The sequence below is a fragment of the Pseudomonas sp. SO81 genome, assembly GCF_030374125.1.
Classification (GTDB): Bacteria; Pseudomonadota; Gammaproteobacteria; order Pseudomonadales; family Pseudomonadaceae; genus Aquipseudomonas.
On record NZ_CP126126.1, the window covers coordinates 2,452,990 to 2,475,006 of the forward strand.

At 63.1% G+C, this 22,017-nt stretch carries 1 protein-coding gene (only partly in view); it reads right to left on the reverse strand.

Annotated elements, in window-relative coordinates; all coding sequences use genetic code 11:
* Positions 1–22,017, reverse strand: the 3' portion of a protein-coding gene (locus tag OH686_RS11565; protein WP_289532712.1) for an Ig-like domain-containing protein. It continues 20,763 nt past the right edge of the window; only the last 22,017 of its 42,780 coding nucleotides appear in the window; the start codon falls outside the window, past its right edge; its stop codon occupies positions 1–3.

Sequence of the window (22,017 nt, forward strand, 5' to 3'; positions counted from 1 at the left end):
TCAATTAGGCATCACTCTCTGCGGCCACTTGGGTTCGTTCTCGAAGTCCTTGAATTTAACCGCGATGCCTGTGGCATCGGCATCCGCAGGGCCTATACGGAGCACTTCACCGGTATCCATGCGAATGAAGCCGAGGTGACGATTGGTCACACCATCACGGGTATCTTCCACCACCGCGGCCAGGCCGTTGGCCCATGGCATGTCATCCAGCGCCAGAATCCGGGGCTGCTCGGCAAAGTTGCCGGCGAAGTTCAGCTGCACCTTGTCCAGCGGCTCTCCTTTCGTGAAGGAGCTGTAGCGCATCAACTTGCAGTCGTTGAGAATCAATGGCTGGCCATCCCAGGCAGCAAGGCCCACACCGCACCCTGTTTCCGCCAGCACGTCGAACTCCCTTCCATATCCCCAGTAGTCGCTGTATCCCAGGCTCAGGATCTGCTCGTCCTCCGCAGCACCTTCCTCCGCTTCACCCGCGCTTATCTCGCTCAGGTGGAGGCTGAATGACGGCACACCAGAGGCGATGTCCAGGAGCGGGTCACCGAACGTGGTATTGAAGGAGTTCTCGAGCAGCTGGAAGCTCTGCCTATCCAGCTGCCAGAACATTCCAGGCCCTTCCGCAGACCGGGTCGTCGCCAACCAGAGCTGGCCATTGCCATTGAAGTCCAGCGCGCTGTAGCCCGCGCCCAGCGCTGCCAGCTCGACCGGGCTGCCGCCAAAGCCGGACTGCCTGATCAACTGCTGAGAGTCTCCGCCCTTCAGCATGTAGATATCGAACTCCGGCACGGATTGCGGATTGCGCGGGTCGCTGCCCAGGCGAACTTCCAGCTCGTCGACAAAGCGGTCTCCATCCGTATCGGACAGGGCCGGGTTCGTTCCCAATTGTGTTTCCATATCGTTGCAGAGCTGGTCCAGGTCGCTATCGGCACAGGGCGAGAAGTTGACGATGCGGTCCCGATCGGTCTGCGAAATGCCCTGCAGGACATCCTCTCCCAGAGCGCTGAGTACCTGCTGGGTATCGGTACGCCCTGCACTGTTTTCGGGTGCCAGGAAGTGCAGCACTACCCGATGCTCGTTGGCCGGTACGGCGAATCGGTACGCCATTTCCCAATAGTTGCCTTCGGCGAAGACGCGCTCGCTGTCAACCACCTGGCGACCGGCCTGATCGGCGAATACATGGACGAGACTCAGGCGCTCGTCGAGCGGCTCTTCAGGATCTTCCTTCACGCGGAACCAGACATCCTCCGCGCCGAGACTGTCATTTCCATCGGAACTCTCCAGCAAGTACCCGGAAGGCATGAGCGCCGAAGAGCTGAAGGACGGAGCCACCTCGACCTCAGAACTACCGATATTGAAGAACTTCTCCAGTACGCGGATATATCCACGGCCCTGCGCTGGCACATAGAACTCGCGGCTGACCAGCAGGCCAGGCTCGATCTCTTTCAACGGCGTACGCCAGGTGCGCTCGTCCGCCGAGGAGGCAGAGAGCCCCCTTCCGCCGCTGGCGGGGGCCTCATCTTCGCCATTGAAGCGATAGCCATCCAGCCTGAGCCCACGCTCCAGGAGAACGGTTCCGCCCTCGACGCCATCACGCATGGCCAGTCGGCCGTCCCGCCCGATCACGACCCGCAGGCCCGACTCCATCTGCACTTCAGCGGACCAGTCGTCGGACAGCTGCTCATGGTCATCGCCCTTCAGCAGTGGATCCGTTCCATCGACAAACAGTTCTTCACCATCGCCCCGGCCAGACCTGTCCGAATCGAAACGATTGGCGTCGGTGCCCAGCACCTGCAACTCGTACTTGTCCGGCAGGACATCGCTGTCGGTATCACGCCGATGCGGATTGGTTTTGGCGTGGAACTCTTCCAGGTTGGTCAGGCCGTCGTCATCCTCATCGCCATCGGCAGCGGACTCCTGCAGACCATGCTCGACTTCGAAGCCGTCGGACATCTCATCGCCATCGCTATCTGGCTCGATGGGATTGGTGCCGTGGGAATATATCTCGTCGTAGTCCGACAACCCATCACCATCCGTATCCGCCTTGTTCCAATCCGTTCCGTGCTCTACCTCTTCGCCATCGTTCAGACCATCCCTGTCGGCATCCGCCTTGTTCGGATCGGAGCCATGCTCCCGCACCTCACTGCCATCAGACAGACCATCGTCATCGGTATCCCAGCTTTTCGGCTCGGTTCCATACTGCTGCTCTTCAAGGTTACTCAGACCATCCTCATCGGTGTCCGCATGGGCAATATCTGGCTCTGCTGTAAGCGGGTCGAAGCCACCGTAGAACTCGAAGCCATCCCACAGCAGATCGCCATCCGTATCCTCGTTCTCGACGGAAGTACCAAGCAGCGTCTCGTTGGCATCGGACAGGCCATCACCATCGGAATCCAGGCGGCCAGGCAAACGAGCAACCTGGATGCGATAACCGCCGCCGTCGATCGGGTGGTAACCGACCGACAACCCCTGCAGGTCCGGCTTGCCCTCAAATGTCTCATTGATCCAATGGCCTGGCAGGATCTCGTAGCCGTCGAATTCCGTCAGGTCGATACTCGTGTCACCATTCCAATCCTCACCATCAACACGTACACGCACTTGAGGTGAGTTCGACCAGTAATCGGCAACTCGATAGTAACGGGACTCGACTCGGCCATCGCGATACAGCACCACCTGCATATCGATCCTGTCGTCGAACTGGCTATAAGCTCCCATCCAACCACGCCAGGTCAGGATCCAGCGATCTTCCTGCTTATCGAGGAAGAAGGCTGTATCACCTGCGCTATACAACTCCTCGAGCGGGAACAGGCTGATCTTGCCCTCGATATAAACACCTGGATCGGACGGGCTCACATAGAGCTTGCTGCCAAGTGACGAGAATTCAGCCGGCAGGTCGAGCTCGAGATCGCCGTGAAGCTGTTCACCCAGCGCCTCGCCCAGCGGGAGCACGTAGCTGTCGTCTATGGACAGGGTGATATCGCCTATTTCCTGGGCTCCAGGTCTATCGAACCAGATATCGCGCTGTGCCTGGACGTCCACATCCAAGACCTGATGGTGTACCTCGACCATCCAGTGGTTGTTGCTGCGAATGTCGATGTTTCCGATCTCGAAGCGGCCATCAGCATCGGTACGGATATCTGTATCGCTCGGCTGCTCACTGGATGCCTCACCTTCGATAGAGACAGCTGCGAAGGACGGCTCGGCCTGCACAGGACGCACGGTGATATAGGCGCCTTCGACCGGAAGCCCCAGCTCGTTGCGCACATGCCCGACGATGGAGCTCATCGGCATAGGCTCGATATCTATATCCATGGCTTCGCTGCCAACGTTGCCATTTGTATCAACGGCGCGCACTTCTATCTGAATACTGTCGCGATCCGGCAGAGTCAGATAGAACTCCTGCTCACCACCCTGCTCACGGGACTCCTGCAACTCTCCGTCCTGCCAGAACTCAACCCCGGTGACGAGCCCATCATCCTCGATGCGGGCACGCAGCACGACTTCATCGCCGACGTAACGCGAGTCGCTCAGGACCTCTATTTCGATGCGTGGGGCCGCTTCGTCCGGGCTGCTCGGTTCGGGGTCAACGCCATCCAGCATGCCGTCATTGTCCGAGTCCGGATTCTCGTGATCCAGGCCACGCGGAATCTCCTGAGCATCGGGCATACCGTCACGGTCGGTATCGAACAAGACATTCCAATTGACCAGCTGATCACGCTCTTCTCGTGTCAGCCCCACTTCTTCGAAATCAGCAGAGCTCAGCATATCTATGACACGCTGAGTCTCCACGTGACTGTAGTTCTGCACGGCGAAATGCATCAGCACCTGGCGGCTACGTGGCAACAGAGTCAGATTGAAGGTCGCCGAGTAGTTGTCGCCGGAGAGCGATGCCATGGTGGGCTTGACCGAGGCTATCCGGCTGGCAAACAAATGCCCCATGGCGGGATCACTGCCACCACTACCCGTGCTTGAGTCATCGCTCAACAGGTAAGTGTCTTCTGCCGTGAACAGCCGATCGCCGTTCGAGGTGTTGATGATGCGGGTGGAGCCATCGGAACCCAGGTTGCCGTATATGGTGACCGGAACCGTCAGGACCCTGTCGGTAGTGTTCTCGATCAGCTCGAGGAAGCGCGCATAGCTCTGGTCGGCCGGTGCATACACCTTACGACTGACTCGCAGCCCGCCAGCCATGCTCTGGGCCGGCAGGGTCATCTCGCGGCCAGCGAGACGCAAATGCCCGGAGCTGACACCAGGGAAGCCCTGCCCATTAACGATCAGCAGCTGGCCATTGTCATAGGCATCATTACTGCCGTCGCTAATCGAGCCTTGTGAAGTGATGTCCCAACGATAGCCATTGCCATAGAGCTCGTAATTGAAGCCACTGCTGCCCTCATAGGTAAGCGCGCCCTCAGGAATCGGGTCACGGGCGCGGCGTTTCTGAGTGCTCAGCTGCAGCGGAGCCACCGCCACATCATCACTGTTCGGAGAGATGCTGACCCGCGCCTGCGCAATCATCGGCTGAGCGCCGAACAACGCGGAGGCGAAGACGTCCAGCTCTGTTTCGATGCTCAGAACGACCAGCTCATACTGGCCCTGCGCATTGGTGGTCGCCTGGACGCCATCCACCTGGACAAGCGCTCCTGCGACCGGATTGCCGAGCTCATCTATCACCATGCCACGGAAGTGCAGCTCCGGCACCGTGTTGATCGGCACGTCCAGTTCGGCGTAACCGACATTTCCATTGCTGTCGGTCGCGCGCACCTGCACATGGGTGTTGGCCGTATTGGGCAGGACGATGGAGAAGGTCTGTGCCCCGCCCTGCATACGGGTCTCTACCAGCTCGCCGTCCTGGAGCAGCTCAACCTGCTTGACGATGCCGTTATCGTTGACCTGCACATGGATATCCAGCGGATCACCGCCATAGCGGCGTTCCGACACCAGCGGCTGAATGGTCACGACTGGCGCATGGGCATCGGCCAACTTCGGATCGTCATCGCGACCGTCCGGGATCTTGTCGCCATCGCTATCCGGGTTATCGACGTCAGTTCCCAGACGGATCTCGTCGGCGTCGCTCAAACCATCCTCGTCCTGGTCGTAGAAGGCGAAGAAGTTCACCACCTTGCTCGCCAGACCGGCATCCATGTTGTCCAGCCCCTGATTGCGCAGGCGGCGCAACTTGTCGGCACTGGCCAACGCGGACTCGACGGAGCCCTCCAAGGTAGCGAAGTGCATGACCACCCGACGCTCGCCGGCCGGGATGCGCACCTGGTAATCCGCCTGCCACAAGCGACCATTGCGATTGACGAAACTGGTGCCCTCACCGCGCTGCTCATTGCCGGCCAGGACATGCAGCAGTACCGGACGAGTCGGGGTAGCCGTATCGCGCAGGGCGATAAAGTCATCGGCGGTGGTCAGTTGCGCATCACCGCTGCTGGTAGCCACAGCTACCTGGCTGTCGTTGGCAGCAGCATAACGAGACTGCAGACGCACAGTGGCAACCTGCTCCTGGTTGGTCGGGTTATCCAGGACCTCCAGATAACGCACATAAGCACCGCCGACCATCGGCACCAGCACACGGCGGCTGACCACAAGATTACCTATGCGGCGAGCCTCGTAGTGATATTCGCGGCCATTGGCGCTGCTGACTGCCTGGTTGTACCAGTGCCCGTAGTAGCTGCCGTTGACATATAGCTGGAATGCAGCGTTGCCATCGACTGCCGTGCCCGTGGTGCCATTCACATAGCCATCGTAATAGAAGCTCCAGGTCCTGCCGTTCTCATCGTTGGCAGAGCGGTAGCCATTGATATTGGCCTTGTCGTCGGCGATGGACTTGGGATTGGTAGCATCAACAAAGCGCTCGTTGATATCGCGACGACCGCCCTTGTCTCCATCCGCCAGCAGCGGATCGCTCGACGGAACGCCCAATACCTCCCAGCCATCGAGCAGCTCGTCGCCGTCGCTGTCGGGGTTGTTCGGGTAGCTGCCGGCCAGGAACTCCTGCAGATGGGTCAGGCCATCGTTGTCAGAGTCCACGCTGGGGCTGCTGTTGAACAGACCGTACTTGGCCTCGAACCAGTCGAACATGCCGTCGTCGTCGCTATCCTCTTTGCGCGGATTGGTGCCGTGGGTGTACAGCTCGGCGTAGTCGTCGAGGCCATCGCCATCGCTGTCCGGGTTGTTGGGCAGCGCGTTACGGGCGATCTCGTCGGCATCCAGCACGCGATCCAGATCGGTATCACTGGTCAGCGGGCTGGAGGAGTGCAGTTTGACTTCATCACCATCACGCAGGCCATCGCCATCGCTATCGGCCACATGTGGATGGCTACCGGCATCCTGCTCTTCCAGATTGTTCAGGTCGTCGCTGTCGCTATCGGCCAAGGTCAGCCCTTCGTCCTGCGCCGGGTCGAAGCCATAGCGCACCTCGAAGCCGTCCCGCAGCTCGTCAGCGTCACTGTCCGGGTTGCCCGGTTTGAGCCCCATCTCGACTTCGTCAAGATCGGCCAGGCCGTCGCCATCGCTGTCGGCCAGGGTCACCCAGTTGGCGATCTCGCGCTGCTCCTCAATGCTCAGGCCAGGCTCGGCGAAGTCCGGTGCGCTGACTTCTTCCAGTGCCCGCAGAGCCTCGGCACGATTCGGATGCTGCACGGCGTAGTGCACCAGCACTTGGCGTCCACGTGGCGGCAGATTGACCATATAGGACGCCTGGTAATAACCATCGCTGGCCCTGAGCGACATCGCCAGTGGCTTGAGTGGCGCGGACGGATCGCCAAAGGCGATACCGGCAGCCTGGTAGCCCTGGGCCGGATCGGCATCATCGGTCAGCACATAGCGGTCGGAGGTATTGAGAACGCTGTCCCCCGAGGAAGTCAGTATCTGATTGCGCCTATTGGAGTTGTAGTTGTAGAGCCAACCCTCCAGTTGCACCGGTACCTGTACAGCCTGGTCGGTCGGGTTCTCAATCCGGGTCAGGAAGCGCGCATAAGACTTGCCGGCGGGGGCAAAGACCTTGCGGCTGACCTGTACCGAACCCATGGTCTGCGCTGGCAGGGAAACGCCCTGCTGCCCCAGGTCGCGCCGATAGCTCGACTGACTGTAATAGTTCGAGGAAACAAGCAGGCGCTGCCCGGCACTGAAGTTCTGATAGCCACCCGCGCTGCCCGTGGAGTTGCCGGAAGAAACCGTCCCGTAGGAGTCGATATCCCAGCGCTGCGCGTTATTGAGCAGCACATTGAAACTGGTGCCGCGCTGCCAGCTCGCCCAATGGCGATTCTCGACCGGCTCAATGGCGCGCCGTCCCTGGGCACCCAGCACCAGATCGCCGACATCGACGCTGCCACCCGGCACCGGCTCGAAGATCTCGCTCAGAGCGCTGACCGCCTGAGTCTCGATACGCGCACTGGCCTTGACCTGCGGATCGAGCAGGGTATTGCTCACGCCCAGACTGAAGCGACCCTGTTCATCGGTCGATGCCTTCGCGGCAGCGATGCTACTGCTGCCATCGCTGAAGCTGATTTCATCGGCCATGATCCAGCTGCCATTGCGCTTCAGCTTCACGCGTACATGGCGTGAGGAAATACGCAGCCCCGTCACGTCCAGCATGCGATGCGGCTTGGTCGAGGTATAGCTGGCGTGGTTGTTGGCGCTATCTGCCGGAACAGTCAACGAGCCAGCCAACATCCAGTCGCTACCCACCTTCTGGTAGACCTCGATGGATGGCAGCCCTGCAGCCCCGACGCGGTCCTGGCTGGAGCCGACCTTGACGGCGCCGATTTCCACCGGCTGACCGAAGTCGAAGTCGATGTTGACCTGGGCCGCGGTCCAGCCAAGCCATTCATAACCGGCGCCCTGGCCAAGGTTGGCAGTCCAGCCTTCCGTGCCCAGCTGGCCATCGATCAACTGGCGGGTCGAATCGTCGTGATAGCTGGAGGTGTTCTGATCGAAGCTATAGCTCAACGGCTTACGCACAGCCTGATGCCCGCTAACCAGCTCGACCTCGGCACCCGCCAGCGGCTGGCCAGCAGAACTCACCACGCGACCAGTCACTTGCGATGCAACATCGGCCACAATCGGGAAGCGGTAGACCTGCGAGCGGGCCTCGTTGCGGTTGGTATCACGGGCGATCAGCTCCACCTGCAGCTCGCTGCCCTGCGGCACACTCAGCACGTGCTCATAAGGCGCACCGGTGTCAGCCATGACCTCCGTGCCATTGACCAGGAAGGTGACGCTAGCCAGGCGGCCGTTATCGCTGGCCTGGGCACGCAGACGCAGCTGCTGTCCGGGCACCAGGCTGGTCCCGGCCAGCGGTGCGGACAGACTGACTTGCGGTGCCAGCACATCCTGATCCTTGGGCTCGCTATCCTCGCCGTCCAGCAGACCGTCGTTGTCCCAGTCCGCATCACGCGGATCCAGACCGGCAGCCACTTCGTCACCGTCCTTGATGCCGTCGCCATCATGGTCCGGCACTTTCGGATTGGTCAGGGTTTCCAGGAGCTCCTGCTTGTTGCTCAGACCATCGTTGTCATAGTCCTGGCCGGCATCTGCAGGGTTCTTCGGATCGAGTATGTCTTCGAACGGCCCCTTGATCTCAATGTAATCAGACAGACCGTCGCCATCGGTATCCGGGTTGCCCGGGAGGGTGCCGTAGGTATTGATCTCGTCGTAATCGCTGATCTCGTCGCTGTCGCTATGCGGAGTGCGTGGATCAGCGCCCTTCTCGATCTCGACCTTATCCAGAACGCGGTCGTAGTCAGTGTCTTCGCTGAGCGGATCACTGTTGTGCTGGTTCACCTCGGCGCCGTCGCTCAAGCCATCTTCATCGCTGTCCGGCTGGCCCGGATGGGTAGCGAACTCTTGCTCACGCAGGTTGCTCAGGCCGTCGCCATCACTGTCCAGCAACTGCTCTCCAGCAACCTTGGGATCAAGGCCGTATTTGACCTCGAAGCCGTCCAGCAGACCGTCGCCGTCATGATCAGGATTGAACGGACTGGTGCCATGGGCGTACTCGCGGGCGTCCTTGAGGCCATCGCTGTCACTGTCCTTGAGGGTCAGCTCATGCATCATGGCTAGCACGTTGGGCTGGAACACCGTGGTCTGCGGGCTGTTGTTGCCGATCAGATACGGATCCGAATGGGCATAGCCGAAATAAATGTGCCCTGTTCCGTAGGGATAGCGGATCGCGGTGATGCGCTTGTCCGCACGAGCATTGGTGTATACGAGCGGTACCGAGCTCTCGGCCAGCCCCTCCATGGGCAGATAGGCGTACCCATAGCTCGTACGCGTTCTATGCGACCACCAGGAGCCCCCCGGTCCCTCACTGATGGCCGACCAGCGCGTCAGCGGTACCTGCTGCTGATAGTTGCCCGTCCAGACAGAGCTGCTGGCGGGGCTACCTGGCATATCGAGCAGCGTATTACTCGAGCTGTGATGTTCATTGAAGATCAGCACTCCACCGTCGCGAACCCAAGCCTCAACCCTGGCCCTATTGTTTGTGTAGAGATGGCTGTTGCCGTATCCACGTGCGCTGTCGATCAGCAGCATATCCAGCGACAGATCGAAGGTGGCCAGGTTGGTCACCGGCACCGCCTCAAACCCGGCGGTCTCGATGATCGAACGCTGATAATCGGGTGCGCTATTGCTCCGCACGTTGTAATAGCCCACTCGCACGGTCGGCGACTGCAGGGCAATCACACCCACGTCGGTAGTACCACCCCACTCGGGAGCAATCTCGGCAGAAGTCGCCGTCACCACCTGATTGCCCAATACGCCATTGGCGATAACCATCACCGAACCTGGTGCCACCGGAACACCGGTAATCACAAAGCTGCCGTCACCCTGGCTACGGGCGGTTAGGCCGAGGGCCTCGACCTGGGCATTGGCCACCGGCGCGCCGGCACTGTCCTGCACGCGACCGATCACCGTGGTGCGCGGATCCTGGATCAGGGCGAAGCTGTGCTCGCCGCTGGTGCCTTGGTTATTGTTGGTGTCGGTGGCAATCAGCTCCAGGCGCAGGCTGTCGGCCGTGGTGGGCAGAGTCAGCGTATGAGTGAAGGGCGCATTGGTCAGCAGAGCGATCTGCGCACCGTTCAGACGCACCGCCAGCTTGGTGACCCGTCCATTGTCCTGCAGCTGCGGAGTGATGGTCAGGTACTGGCCCTTGAGCAGTGGCTGGCCTGGTGCCGGCTTGACCAGCTGCACGCTCGGTGCCTGTACATCCTTGCTCAGTGGCTCGCTGTCTTCATGGTCGAGCAGGCCATCTTCATCGGTATCGGCCTTCAGCGGATTGGTACCGCGCTGATCAACCTCGACACCATCCTCAAGCTGGTCGGCATCGCTGTGCCTGTTGTTCAGCGCAGTACCCAGCAGTGCTTCGCGAGCATTGCTCAGCCCATCGCCATCCTTGTCCAGCGCGCCATCGGCCGGATCGCGCGGGTTCAACCCTACCTGTAGCTCAAGCGCATCCGGAATGCTGTCGAAATCGGTATCACGCTCCAATGGCGAAGAAGATGGCACGTTGCGCACCTCGTCACCGTCGGACAATCCATCGCCATCGGTATCCTTGATCAGCGGCTTGGTGCCGTGAGTCAGTACTTCGGCGCCATCGGACAGGCCGTCGTCGTCCGAGTCGGTATCCAGCAAGAAAGTCCCATTCTCGACTTCCTGCAGGTTGTTGAGGCCGTCACCATCAAGGTCTTCCAGGCCATCCTCGACGCCATTGCCATTGGCGTCACGGGAAGCCGGATCGAGACCTGCAGTTTCCAGCTCCAGCTTGTTCTTCAGCCCATCGCCATCGAAATCACCCAGCGGGTTGAAAATCTGCAGTTGCAGGGTGTTGCCAACCACCACCTGCTTGGCTGGCGAGCCCGGCAGGACACCGCGCAGGTTCAGCGGCAACAGGGCGCCATCGGCTACCTGGTTGTTTGGCAGGCTATAGAACGAGGGCACCGTGACACGACGTGCCGGGCTGTAGTACCAGCTGAAGCCCTGTACCTGGCCAGCCAGTTCGGCCTGAGCGCCACCGACGTTTGGCCAGTAGAAATCATTGGTGCTGGCAATCGACATGGGTACGTCATAAACCTGCCCCGCCAGCAGCTTCACCGGCCCCGCCACATTGAACAGCGCATGCGGTGCACAAAGCGCCTCGCCCTGCTCGCGAACCTCATCGTTGCGCGCGACGCCACGCAGGCCGGAGTCGGTCGTGTCGAAGCGGTAGCAACGTCCCAGCACCAGCGCCTGCTGCGGCACGAAGGTCAGGGTGCGGCCATCGGCGCTCAGGCTGGTAGTGCCGGCACGCAGCGTGTTGCCCTCGTAGAACTTCAGCGCTTCGCCACTGGCCAGTTGTACGGCCTCGTCGAACTCGAAGTAGGCGCGCAGCACAGTACCGTCACGGGCCTCGATGATGCTGCGGACAATCTCGGGAGGCTGCAGGGTGAAGTTGATGCGGTACTGACTGCTCAGATCCAGCTGCGGCAAGCCCTCCACCGGACCGGAAAGGCTCACCACCGACTCTTCGTAGACCTCGTTGCTGACGGCGAACGATGCCTGGCCATTTACCAGCGCCACGCTGGCGGCACCGGGTTGAGCATTGATGGCCGCCGAACCGCTGACCCGGACCTGCAGGCTAGCATTGGCCGGCTTACCTGCCAGCTGGCTGACCAGGTTGCCGAAGCGGTCCTGCAACGCCAGCTGCAGGCGTACATCCTGCTTCACGCCTCGCTGGAGTACGTCTCCCTCAGCCTGGGCAACACCCAGATCGCTGAGCAGCTGTACCCGGGCAGCGGCAGCCGGCAGCACGCTGAGAGCAATCTGCGTGCAGGTCCCGGTAGCGCCATTGCTGGCCGTGCAGTAGGCGCTACCGGCAGCACTGTTGAGAGCTATGGCGAATTGCCCGGCCTTCCGCCCGGCCTGCAGGCTGAGCTGGGCACGGCCATCCTTCAGTGTGGCGTGCACCCGCTCCACGGTCTGGCCATTGGCACTGATGCTCTGGATGCCAATGCCCGCACCTGGCAGCACATGGAAGTCGGCTGCCGGCATGATCAATTCGAGTACCGAGGTCTGGTCATTGGTGACCAGATTGTTCACCAAGTCGCGCGCCTGCACCGTCAGTGTCGCCTGATCTCCGGCGGCCATCGGTGGCAAGTAGCTGAGCAGCAGGTTGCGCGTCGGCCCGCTGAGTACCGCCAGGCTCTTCTCGGCACGGACTATCTGGGTGAACTGGGGCAGATCGGCCCACAGCTGGTAATCACCAATGCTGCGATCCGGGCTGAACAACAACGTGGAGTAGCCCTGCGCGTCGCTAGGGATGGTACCCAGGGTGAAGACGGCACCATCGCTCATGCGCCGCAGGCGCCACTGCACTTGCTGCTCGGGCACCGGGCGCGAAGCGGCGTCCAGCACCTGCACACGGTAGCGAGGGCTGTCCTGAACGCGAACCTGATCCGGGTTGTCACCGGCCTGCAGCCCCTGGAAGCGCAACAGGTTGGGTGCCTGATTCAGGGCCACGGCGAAGTCCCGGGTCACAGCCTGGCCCATACGGTCGACCATCTCGACCTGCAGGCGATACTGATCACCGGCCTGCGTCGTACTAGGCAGACGCAGATCGCGACTGTAGCTGCTGTTGTACAGAGCACCGGCGCAACGGAACTGGCTGGAATTTTCCTGCAGGCAGCTGAACAGCTCCTGACGCTCCGTACCGGAAACCTGCAGGACCCGCACCAGTAGCCCGGTGGTGTCATCGATGGCAGTCAGGTTGGCCAGCTGCAGGTTGATCAGACCACCATAGACACCACGGGCCGGCAGGGTGACCTGCAGGGCACCGGCAGTAGGCAGCTTGTCGCGCAGGACTTTAACCGACTTAGGCTGGGCCTCGCTGACCTGGCCGCGGCTGTCGGTGACCCTCACGCGCAGCAAATCGGTCAGTGTGTTGGCCACACGTTCAGTCCGACGGTCCTTCACAGTGAAGCTGTGTGCATTCAGGCGTTTGGCGTCAAAGGCGTAGTGATCGGTAAAGCCATTCCAGACAACATCGACGCCCTTGACCGCCACATCGTCTTCAGCAGTCAACTGAATGGAGAAAATACCCTGTTCGACGATCTCGGCCGGCGCAGTCAGCGACTCGACGGCGGGGTAAGCATCGTCGATCACGGTGACGCGCAGCTCGGCGTTGCTGGCATTGCCGGCGCGATCCAGTACCTCCAGGGTGTAGACCTGCTCGCCCAGGGTGGCGGCAGTATCCTGATAGCTCAGCAGGCTCTGACCGAAGGCCACGGCGACTACCTGGCCATTGCGCAGCAAGGTTGCCTTGTCCAGCGCCCCTTCCTCATCGCTCATCTGCGCCTTGATCGTGAAGGGGTAGCCACGGACGGCCTTCTTCACGTCGGTAAATACCGCCACACCCTCGTAGGCCAGGGTTGCCTGCGGCGCCTTGAGGTCCTGGTGGCGATAGAAGCGCGCCGGCAGCGACTCGGCACGATTGCCGAACACATCCACGGCGCGGGCCTTGATGTATTGGCCGCTGTAGCTGCCGTCCAGCAGCAGGTTGGCCTGGAATGGCTCGGCGTTGCGTACCGCCACTCGCTGCCAAGGCCCGCTTGCGCTGGTCGCAACCAGTACTTCCACCTGGGCGATCGGTTGGGTGCTGCCATCGATCTGGGCGGTCACCGCCAGCGGCATCGGCATCCAGGAGTGCTGCGGATAACTGAGGCTGACCGTGAAGGCATTGGAGATGCCATCACCGGCCTGCAGGTAGAGGTTGCGAGCGAGCGACTCACGCACGACGCCATAGCTGTCTTCGCTGCGCAAGGTGAGGCCGAAGCTCTGGCCTTGCGGCAGGCTGGCCGGCAGACGTAGGGCCGACATGTTCAGAGGCTGAGACAGTGCCCCGGCACGCTGACCGTTGATGGCGAAGTCCATGCGCTGTACGCCCGCTTCGGCCAGCTCCAGCTGCAGTTGGCCGCCTTGCGGCAACTGCGCGCCCGACAGCGGGGCAAGAGGAGCCGCGTCGACGCTGCCGAGGCCATAGGGCAGCTCGTAGAGCTTAACGCCATCGGTGCCGAAGCCGATCGCCAGGCGATTCTGCTCCGCAGCCAGGGCAGTGGAGCGTTTCGCCAGCGGCATACTGGCGCCGGCAATCGGCTCGCCGCTGCGCGGATCCACGGCGACCAGGGTTTGGCCCTGACCCACGCGCTGCTCGACCCACAGCAGGCCGAGAGCCCAGTAGACCTGGTTGGCCTGTGCACCGGCCAGCAGCTGACTGCGCTGCTGGCTGTGCAGGTCATAGCGCCAGACGCTACCCGCAGAGAGATAGAAGAGCTGCTCGCCGTTGAACACCAACTGGCCGACTTCGCCGCCGAGCTGGGCGGTCAGTTCCTGTACCGGGCGCGACGCACCCTCGCGCAGGTCCACCAGGAACACCCGGCCACTCTCACCCATAGCCACGACCTGCGAACCGTAGGCGGCGAGCTGCAGCAGGCTCTCCGAGCTGACACTGATGGTGCGCTTGCTATCCAGCTGAGCCAGGCTCGCCAGTTGCAGGCTACCGCCGCTGGCCGCGATCAGGTAACCACCACCTACCGCCAGATCGGCCACCGGCTGAGCCTGGAACACCAGCTTGGTGGTCAGGGTGCTGCGATTCAGCGCCACGACCTGCTGGCGCAGGTCCTGCAGCACGAACCAGTACGCTCCACCAGCGACGACGCGGCTGGCGGCCTCGGTGAACGGCTGGCTCGGATAGAGCGTCGATTGCCAGCTGCCGGCACCATCCTGGCGCAGGAGCTGGGCACCAAAGTTGTCGGCCGCCAGGAGCAGCTGGCCATCCTGCAGCACCAAGTCCTCAACCAGGCCATAGGTGGCCTGTGCCGCAGAGGCGCTGTCATACAGGCTGTGCATCCCGGCACCGCCACGCAGGGGCTGCAGAACCAGACCATTGCTGCCGCCCAGCCAGAGCTTGCCGGCGGACCACTGGGCCTTCGCAGAGCCGCCACCGGATAGCGACCAGGCAGCAATGCGCTGGCGGCTCGCCAGGTCGACCAGCTGCACGCGGTCTCTGGACACACCCAGAATCTGTCCGGGCAGCATGAACATGCGTTCCACACCGCCAGCCATAGCTGTGCTATCGCCCTTGAGCTCGGCATTCAGGCGCCACAGGCTATTGTTGGCAGCAGCCACGTAGATGCCCTCACCCTGGGCGACGAAGCTCAGCAGTTCAGCTCCCTGGAACTGAGCCAGGGTCGCGCCGGTGGCCGATAGGTGCAGCAACTGTTTGCCGGTCAGCACCAGGAAGCCGCCGCGATAGGCACGCAGCTGACGCACGTCATCGGCCAGGCTCATAGCCTTGCTGGTGTCCTGCTTGATCTGCGCGCCCTTGACGTCGAACCAATAGAGGTCTCGCCCGCTGGCACCAAGCACGCTTTCGCCTTGCACCGCCAGATGGCTGAGCGGAGCCGCGAGGTTCGCCTGGCCGGCAATGCGCAGCCCATCCTGCGGATCCAGCAGGGTCAGGCCGAAGCCTTTCACGCTCAACAGCAGATAGCTCTGCAGATAATCCATGGCGGCCACTTCACCCGGCATACGCAGGCGCGGCCCCTGGGCATCGAACAGTTCGGCACCGCGAGTGAACCAGTAGCCGCCAATGCTCGGCAGCATCGTGTCGAATGGCAGACGCTCGGCAGCAGGCTGCAGGCGCCACGCGTCGATGACCGGAGCGCTCCAGCGCTGCTCGTGGCGATTGCCCAGCTCGTCGTTGACCAGAGCCCGCACGCGCAGCTCGGAGAGGCCTTCGGGCAGCCGCAGGCCAACACTTTCGCTGCCACTGGCCAGCAGTCGGCCTTCCTGATCCAGGGCCTCCAAGGTCACGCGATAGCGAGCCAGATCCACACCACTGAGGCGAAGCTCCACCTGGCTGCCGGCATAGAGCTGGCTGGGCAGGCCACTGAGCACTGGCTGCGGCATCTGCTGTAGCGGCGCCACACGCAGGTTCAGTTGCTGCTCGCTGTAATGGTAGTCGCCGGAGAAGTACGCACGGGCACGCAGTACCAGGCTTTCCTGAACGGCCACCTGCGGCAGGCGCAGGCTGAACTGGCCCTGTTGCCCCTTGGCGAACACGCGCGCCATGGTCTGACCATTGAAGCTGCGCAGCTCCACTTCGACCCAGGCCGGAGCTTCGCTGACCTGATAGCCCAGCGACAGGGCGCTGCCTTCCGCGAAGATCTGGTTGTTGCCGGCACCGCTCAGGGTCAGGGTCGCCGTCGGCTCGTTGGGCTTGGTGTAGAGCGCCAGCTCGCGTGCTCCCGCGGCATCCTGCCACTGATAGCGCGCCTCACCGTTTTCCGGCAGCTCGATCCAGTGGAACAGCTGCTGGGCGGTGGCCACTGCCGGCAGCGACCCACCATTGCGCTGCAGATCGGCACCATCGGCCATGCTGCCCGGCGGGAACGCAGCCACCAGCGGCAGGCGGGCACCGGCACTGATGACCGAGGCGCTGGCCGGGGCAAGAGTAGCGGCCTGGGCGGTAGCGCCCGGAACATCGAGTTCCAGGTCACGAACCGCAGCGTGGTCCTGCACTCGCAGGTGCAGGCCTGCCGGCGCGCCAGCAAGCAACCAGGCACGTCCCGCGGGGAAGCTTTCGCCCAGTGCGGCATCCAGCTCGCCCTGGTACCAGAGTTCATGGGCCGGCAATACGCTGCCGCTGTCGTCACGGAAGCTGACATCGGCCAGGCCGAGGGCGGCCTGGGCGGCATTCGACAGGCCGCCCACCAGGACGCCATTGGGCAGGCGCTTGACGATGACACTCGACATATCGGGCGTCGCCGGTGCTGCCACGGCCAGGGCCTCGACCACCAGCTCCTGCTGACCCTCGTGGCGCTGCAGCGATGTCAGCTTGCCCGGAGCGAAGGCCATGGCCTCGTAGGTGCCACCCAGCGCACCCAGACGTTCACCATTGCGCCAGGCCTGCCAGGCATTGCCGTACAGCGTCTCGCTCACCAGCAGCCAGCTGAGCTCACCATCGAAGCGCGCGTCACTCACGGAGCCTGCAACGGCCAGGGTCTGCGCATCTCCCAGCACCCAACCATCGGTGCCCTTCGTCAGGCTGCGTTGCTCGGCACCTGCCGCGCTCCAGCTGAGCAGGCGCTCGCCCTGCAGGGCGAAGCCGCTGCGATTGGCCAGTGGCAGCCTGGCGACGGACTGCAGTGCGGGCACCTCGCCCACGCCCAGTTGCAGCAACTCCAGGCCCGCATCGGTCAGTACCGCCAGTCGCTGGCCGTCGACCTGAGTCTGGCGGATCTCGCCGCTCAGGCTCAGGCCGACCAGCTCGGCGAAGCCCTGGGCGCTGACGGCGTAGCCGGAGAACAGTTGGCCATGGCGAATAAACAGCAGGTTGCCGCTGCCACCGACCAGATCGCCGGCGATGCCGCGCTCGATGGCTGGCTGCCAGGCGCCGGCCTGCCACGACCAGTAGCGCAGGAAGTCGTCGCCGTCGCGGCGAATCTGCGCCACCAGGCCGGCTCCGGTATGGAACAGTCGCAGCACGCGGCCACTATCACTGCTATCCACGGCGCCGGTCAGCGTGCTCAGGACATAGCCGCCACCCGTACGGTTCTCGACCCAGGCCGCTGCCTGCGGATTGCCCGGCAGTGCGATCAGCAGCGTGGCGCGATGGCCCTTGTCGATGGATTCCCGACGCTGCTCGCCCTGCAGGTAGCCAAGCTTGGCAAGGCTGCGCGGCGTGCTCTTCTCGTGGCCGGAGCGGTCACGCAGCACGGCATCCAGGCGCAGGGAGTCACCCTCGGCACGGCTCTCGATCACCTGGCGCGCGGCATTGAATGCCAGGCGCTGCGGGGTCGCGGCACTGGCCGGGTCGAACAGGTCGATGCGCGAATCGCTGCTGAAGTCCGGCATGTTCGCCGGCGGCGGCGACTGCAGCCAGAGCTCGCTGCCGGCCAGCAGCGTCTGGGACGGCTGCAGATCCAGGGTCGCCGCCTCGGCTATGCCGTCATCGGCGCGCAGATTGAGGATGCGCTGGGCCCGCAGGGTCTGGCCCTGCCAGGTTGCCTGCAAGCGAAGGACCAGCACGCCATCGACATTCACCTGAGGTGCCGGGACCTGCAGGTCCAGGTACTCGTCGTCGTTCGCCGCACGGGTAACGGTACGCGGAGCCGGGTTGGCCGGATTCTGGCTGTCGCCGGCGATGTCCAGGTGCAGCATGGCCTGCTCGAGCTGCCGCATCCGCACGCGCACCGCCAGCTGCTCGCCGGCATGCACCGTGAGGCCGTCGGCCGGGTCGACGATGCTCAGCTCCGGGGCACCCTTCTTGCCGTCATATGGCAGCAGGTTGATGCTGGCAGTCGCGCTGACCAGCCCGTTCAGGTCGATGGCGCGCGCTACCACGCGGATTGGCTGGTTGGCATCCGCCGCGACCGGCACACGCAGACGACCCGGGTCGGCCAGGCGCTGGCAGGTCTGAGTGTTAGCAAAGGGATCGGCGGCCTGGCTGTCGATGCATGCCTCGACGCGGTCGATGCCGTAGCGATCGGTGCTGCGCAGCACGACCTCGGTGACCTCGCCGCGCGGCACGAACTCGCCATCCATCGGCGAAACGATGGCCAGTTGCGGCGGAGTCTGGTCGGCCAGCAGATCATAACGACCCTGGAAGTACTGGTTCAGGCCCTCGCCGAGGCTGACACGCAGCTCGGCGGTCAGCGGATAAGGCGCAGAGGGGCTGCCCGGCAGGTCGCGCAGGCGCGGGTGGGCCTGGTCGAGGCTGATCAGGCCGCTCTGCCGATCAAATGCTGCGACAACATAGCTGCCATCCTGCAGGCGAACTCGGGTCTCGGTCACCTGATCCAGATCGCCCTCGAGTTCGAAGCGCAGCTTGGCGCTAGAGCTTTCCTCGACCGCAGCGGGCAGCGTGGAGAACTGACGCAGGCGCAGATTCGGTGTGCTGACCTGGGCATCGAAGCGGCGCTCGCTGAAGTTCACCCCGTCGCTGGCCCGCAGTAGCAGGCTGAAGCCCTGGAACTCGCCTGCCAGAGTGAGACTGAAGGCCTGCTTGCCGATCGAGACCCAGTCGGTCTTGTAGGTCTTGCCGCCGTCGCTGGACAGGCGATAGGCGTAACTCAGCTTGTCCGCGGCCAGCATGTTGTCCTCGGCTACCACGCTAAAGCCGTATGTGTTCCCGACCTTCAGCTGAGTAGCCGGGGTCAACGGCTGCCCGCTCGCCAGGCTCACTTTGAGGGAGTCGGCGCGCGGTGGCAGGCGATCTTCGGCCTTGTAGATGGCCAGGTAGTTGCCAGGCTGCGAAACGTCACCGATGGCAAGGTTGCCTGCCGCATCACGCAGCCCGCTCAGGCGCACTTCGTACTGGGCGTTGGGCTCCAGCTGTGCATCACTTCGCAGGCGTAGCTCCAGGCGGTTACCTGTGCTAACAGGCGCCAGGAAGCGGGCACTGATATCTTCCTTCGGCTGCACATGGCTGTCGTAGTCCTTGAACTCCTTGAGCACGCTGAAGCTGCTGTAACTCAGCGGCGAGCCGGCCTCGAGAATCAGTGGGTTGGCCGCATCTAGCGCGCGCACGACACGCACCTTGGGTGCCGTGTCGTCCACCACCGTCAGCCATTGTGCCGGCTGTGCGTCGATCCGCTCGCCGCTGGACTCGCGCACCAGGCTGACCTGGTATTTCCATCCGGCCTGGCTGGGGGGCGTGACGAAGCTCAGGCCCTCGCTGCCCAGGGTGAAGTCGACTCGGTTGGTGGCATTCGGCTGGATGCCCTGCTCGACCGGGAACCAGTGCAGGCTAATACCCTCGGAGAGTCCCTGGGCCTTGAGCTGAATGGCGGTGCCGCCGCTGTCGCTGACGGTCGAGGGATCGGCGCGGCCGGAAGTAACGCTTTCGATCAACAGAGGCGCGGAAATGGCCAGCGCCACCGGCAACATCGCCCGTTGCTGGCCATAGCGAGCCTGCAAGGCGTAGAGCCCGGCCTGATCGAGCTGCACGACAAAGCGCAGTTGGTCGCCGGCGGAATTGACCTGCAGCTGCTGACGACCCAGTACCCGCTCGCCGATCTGCAGTTCGTCGATCATCTGCAGTTGGCGGCCCTGCAATACATAGCTGCCTGCCTGACCGGCCAGGCCACGGTTAGGCTGCAACGCATCCAGACGCACCTGCGTCGCGCCAAAGAAGTCCGCGGAGTCCACCAGCCAGGGCAGGTCGAACTTCACTTCGCCACCCTGCAGCCAGTCGAGCGGTGCGGTCTCGATGTTCAGGCGATACAGGCCGGCAGGTTCGAATGCTGCCTGCTGAGGTACCGTACGCAGCTCGCTGCCCTGCACCTGCGAGACGGCGGCAATCGATCCACCTGCCAGGTCGCTCAGACGAGTGCTGGCGGTCTGCCAGGCGAAGCCCGGGCCATTCAGGCGCAGGCCGATCGGCTCATCCGCGGCCGCCAGGCTCTCCGGCGCAACCTCCCAGACGTTGTTCAGCGGCAGCACAGCATTGGCATAGGAGCCGGCGCTGCGCCACTCCAGCAGGTTGCCGTGCATCTCCAGTTGATCGATCTGGGCGCTGGCGGGCACCACGGCGACCGGCTTGCGGCTCAGCACGTAGGGCGCGCCCAGGTTCAGGTCATATACCTGCAGATCGGAACCGGACTGCTGTACCAACAGATCGCCCAGCGCGGTAACCGGGCTGGCCCCTACGCTCAATTCTCCCAGCAGGGGGTCACCGCGGCCACGCAGCAGGGCTGCACGATGCAGGATCTGCAGCGAACTGCCACCGAGCAGGTAGACGCGACTGCCATCCGCCCACAGGCGCTGCACGGCATTCAGCGCGTGGTTGTGACGGCTGAGCACCTGCTGCGGATCGCGTGCGCTGCGCACTTCCAGACGGTTCTTGTAGAGCAGGTAGATGGCACGGCTGTCCAGCTCCACCTGCACCAGGTCCGCAGGGGTCTCGAGAGTCAGCTCCTGCAGCTCGGCGCCCTGCACCTGACCATGGAATACGCGGGCACCGGCCTTGGCGAGCAACAGGTCACCGGCAAGTTCCAGGTTCTGATAGGCAACCTTCCGGCTATTGGGCAGCGAGGTCAGCAGGCGCGGCGCGTAGAGGTTGCTCAGATCGTAGGTGGTGATCTGAGCATTCTTGTCGAGAACGGCGGCATAGCCATCGCCCAATGCGATGTCCTGTGCATCGGCACCACTCTGCCATTTGGCCAGCAGCTGAGGCTTGCTGCCATCACGGAGGCTGAACAGCTGCAGGTTCTTGAGGTTCGCCGTGAGCATCAGATCGCCCTGGCGACGGAACAGCGATACATCCTTCAGCTGCGACTGCGACGGCAGATTGATGCGCAGGCTGGTGTCTGCGGCGACATCGCTGGCGAAGCCCTGGTTGCTGAGCTCCACATTCAGGGTGCCCAGGGTGTCGTCCGGCACGGTGAAGCTGAGCAGGTCGGAACGTTCCAGGCGGACGTCACTGCGCAGGCGGCCGTTCACCCGCACCTGGGTGGCCTCACCGAAGCCACGCCCTTGCAGGCCGATAATCTGACCGGCGTTGAAGATGAAGCGCTTGTTGCTCGCCGCCAGGGTGCCGCTGGTACGGTTGTATTCTCCCGATACATCGATCCGCGGATCGGCGACATAGGTCAGCGCGGCTGCCTGGAACACTTCCTGCCCGCCCTGACGCAGGCGCAGGCCAACCAGCAGGTTGCTGCTCGGCGAGGCACTCAGGGCAGGCAGGCGGAAGCGCAGTTCGTTCTCGTCACGGTAGAGAATGTCGCTGGCCGGCACGCGCAGGCCACCCACCTCGATGATCAGGTTCTCGCCGAAGCCATGCCCACGCAGGATGGCCTCACCGCCGCCGCGCCAGCTGGACTGGCGCGGGCTCAGGCTATCCAGCTGCGGCTGCTCTTCGCTATCGGCGATGAAACGGAAGCGGTAGTCGTGTCCCAGGCTGCGCTTCTGCTGGTCCCGCAGCTCGCCGGACAGCACCACTTCATATTGCTTGCCCGCCGTCAGCAAGCTCGGGCGAATCACCAGACG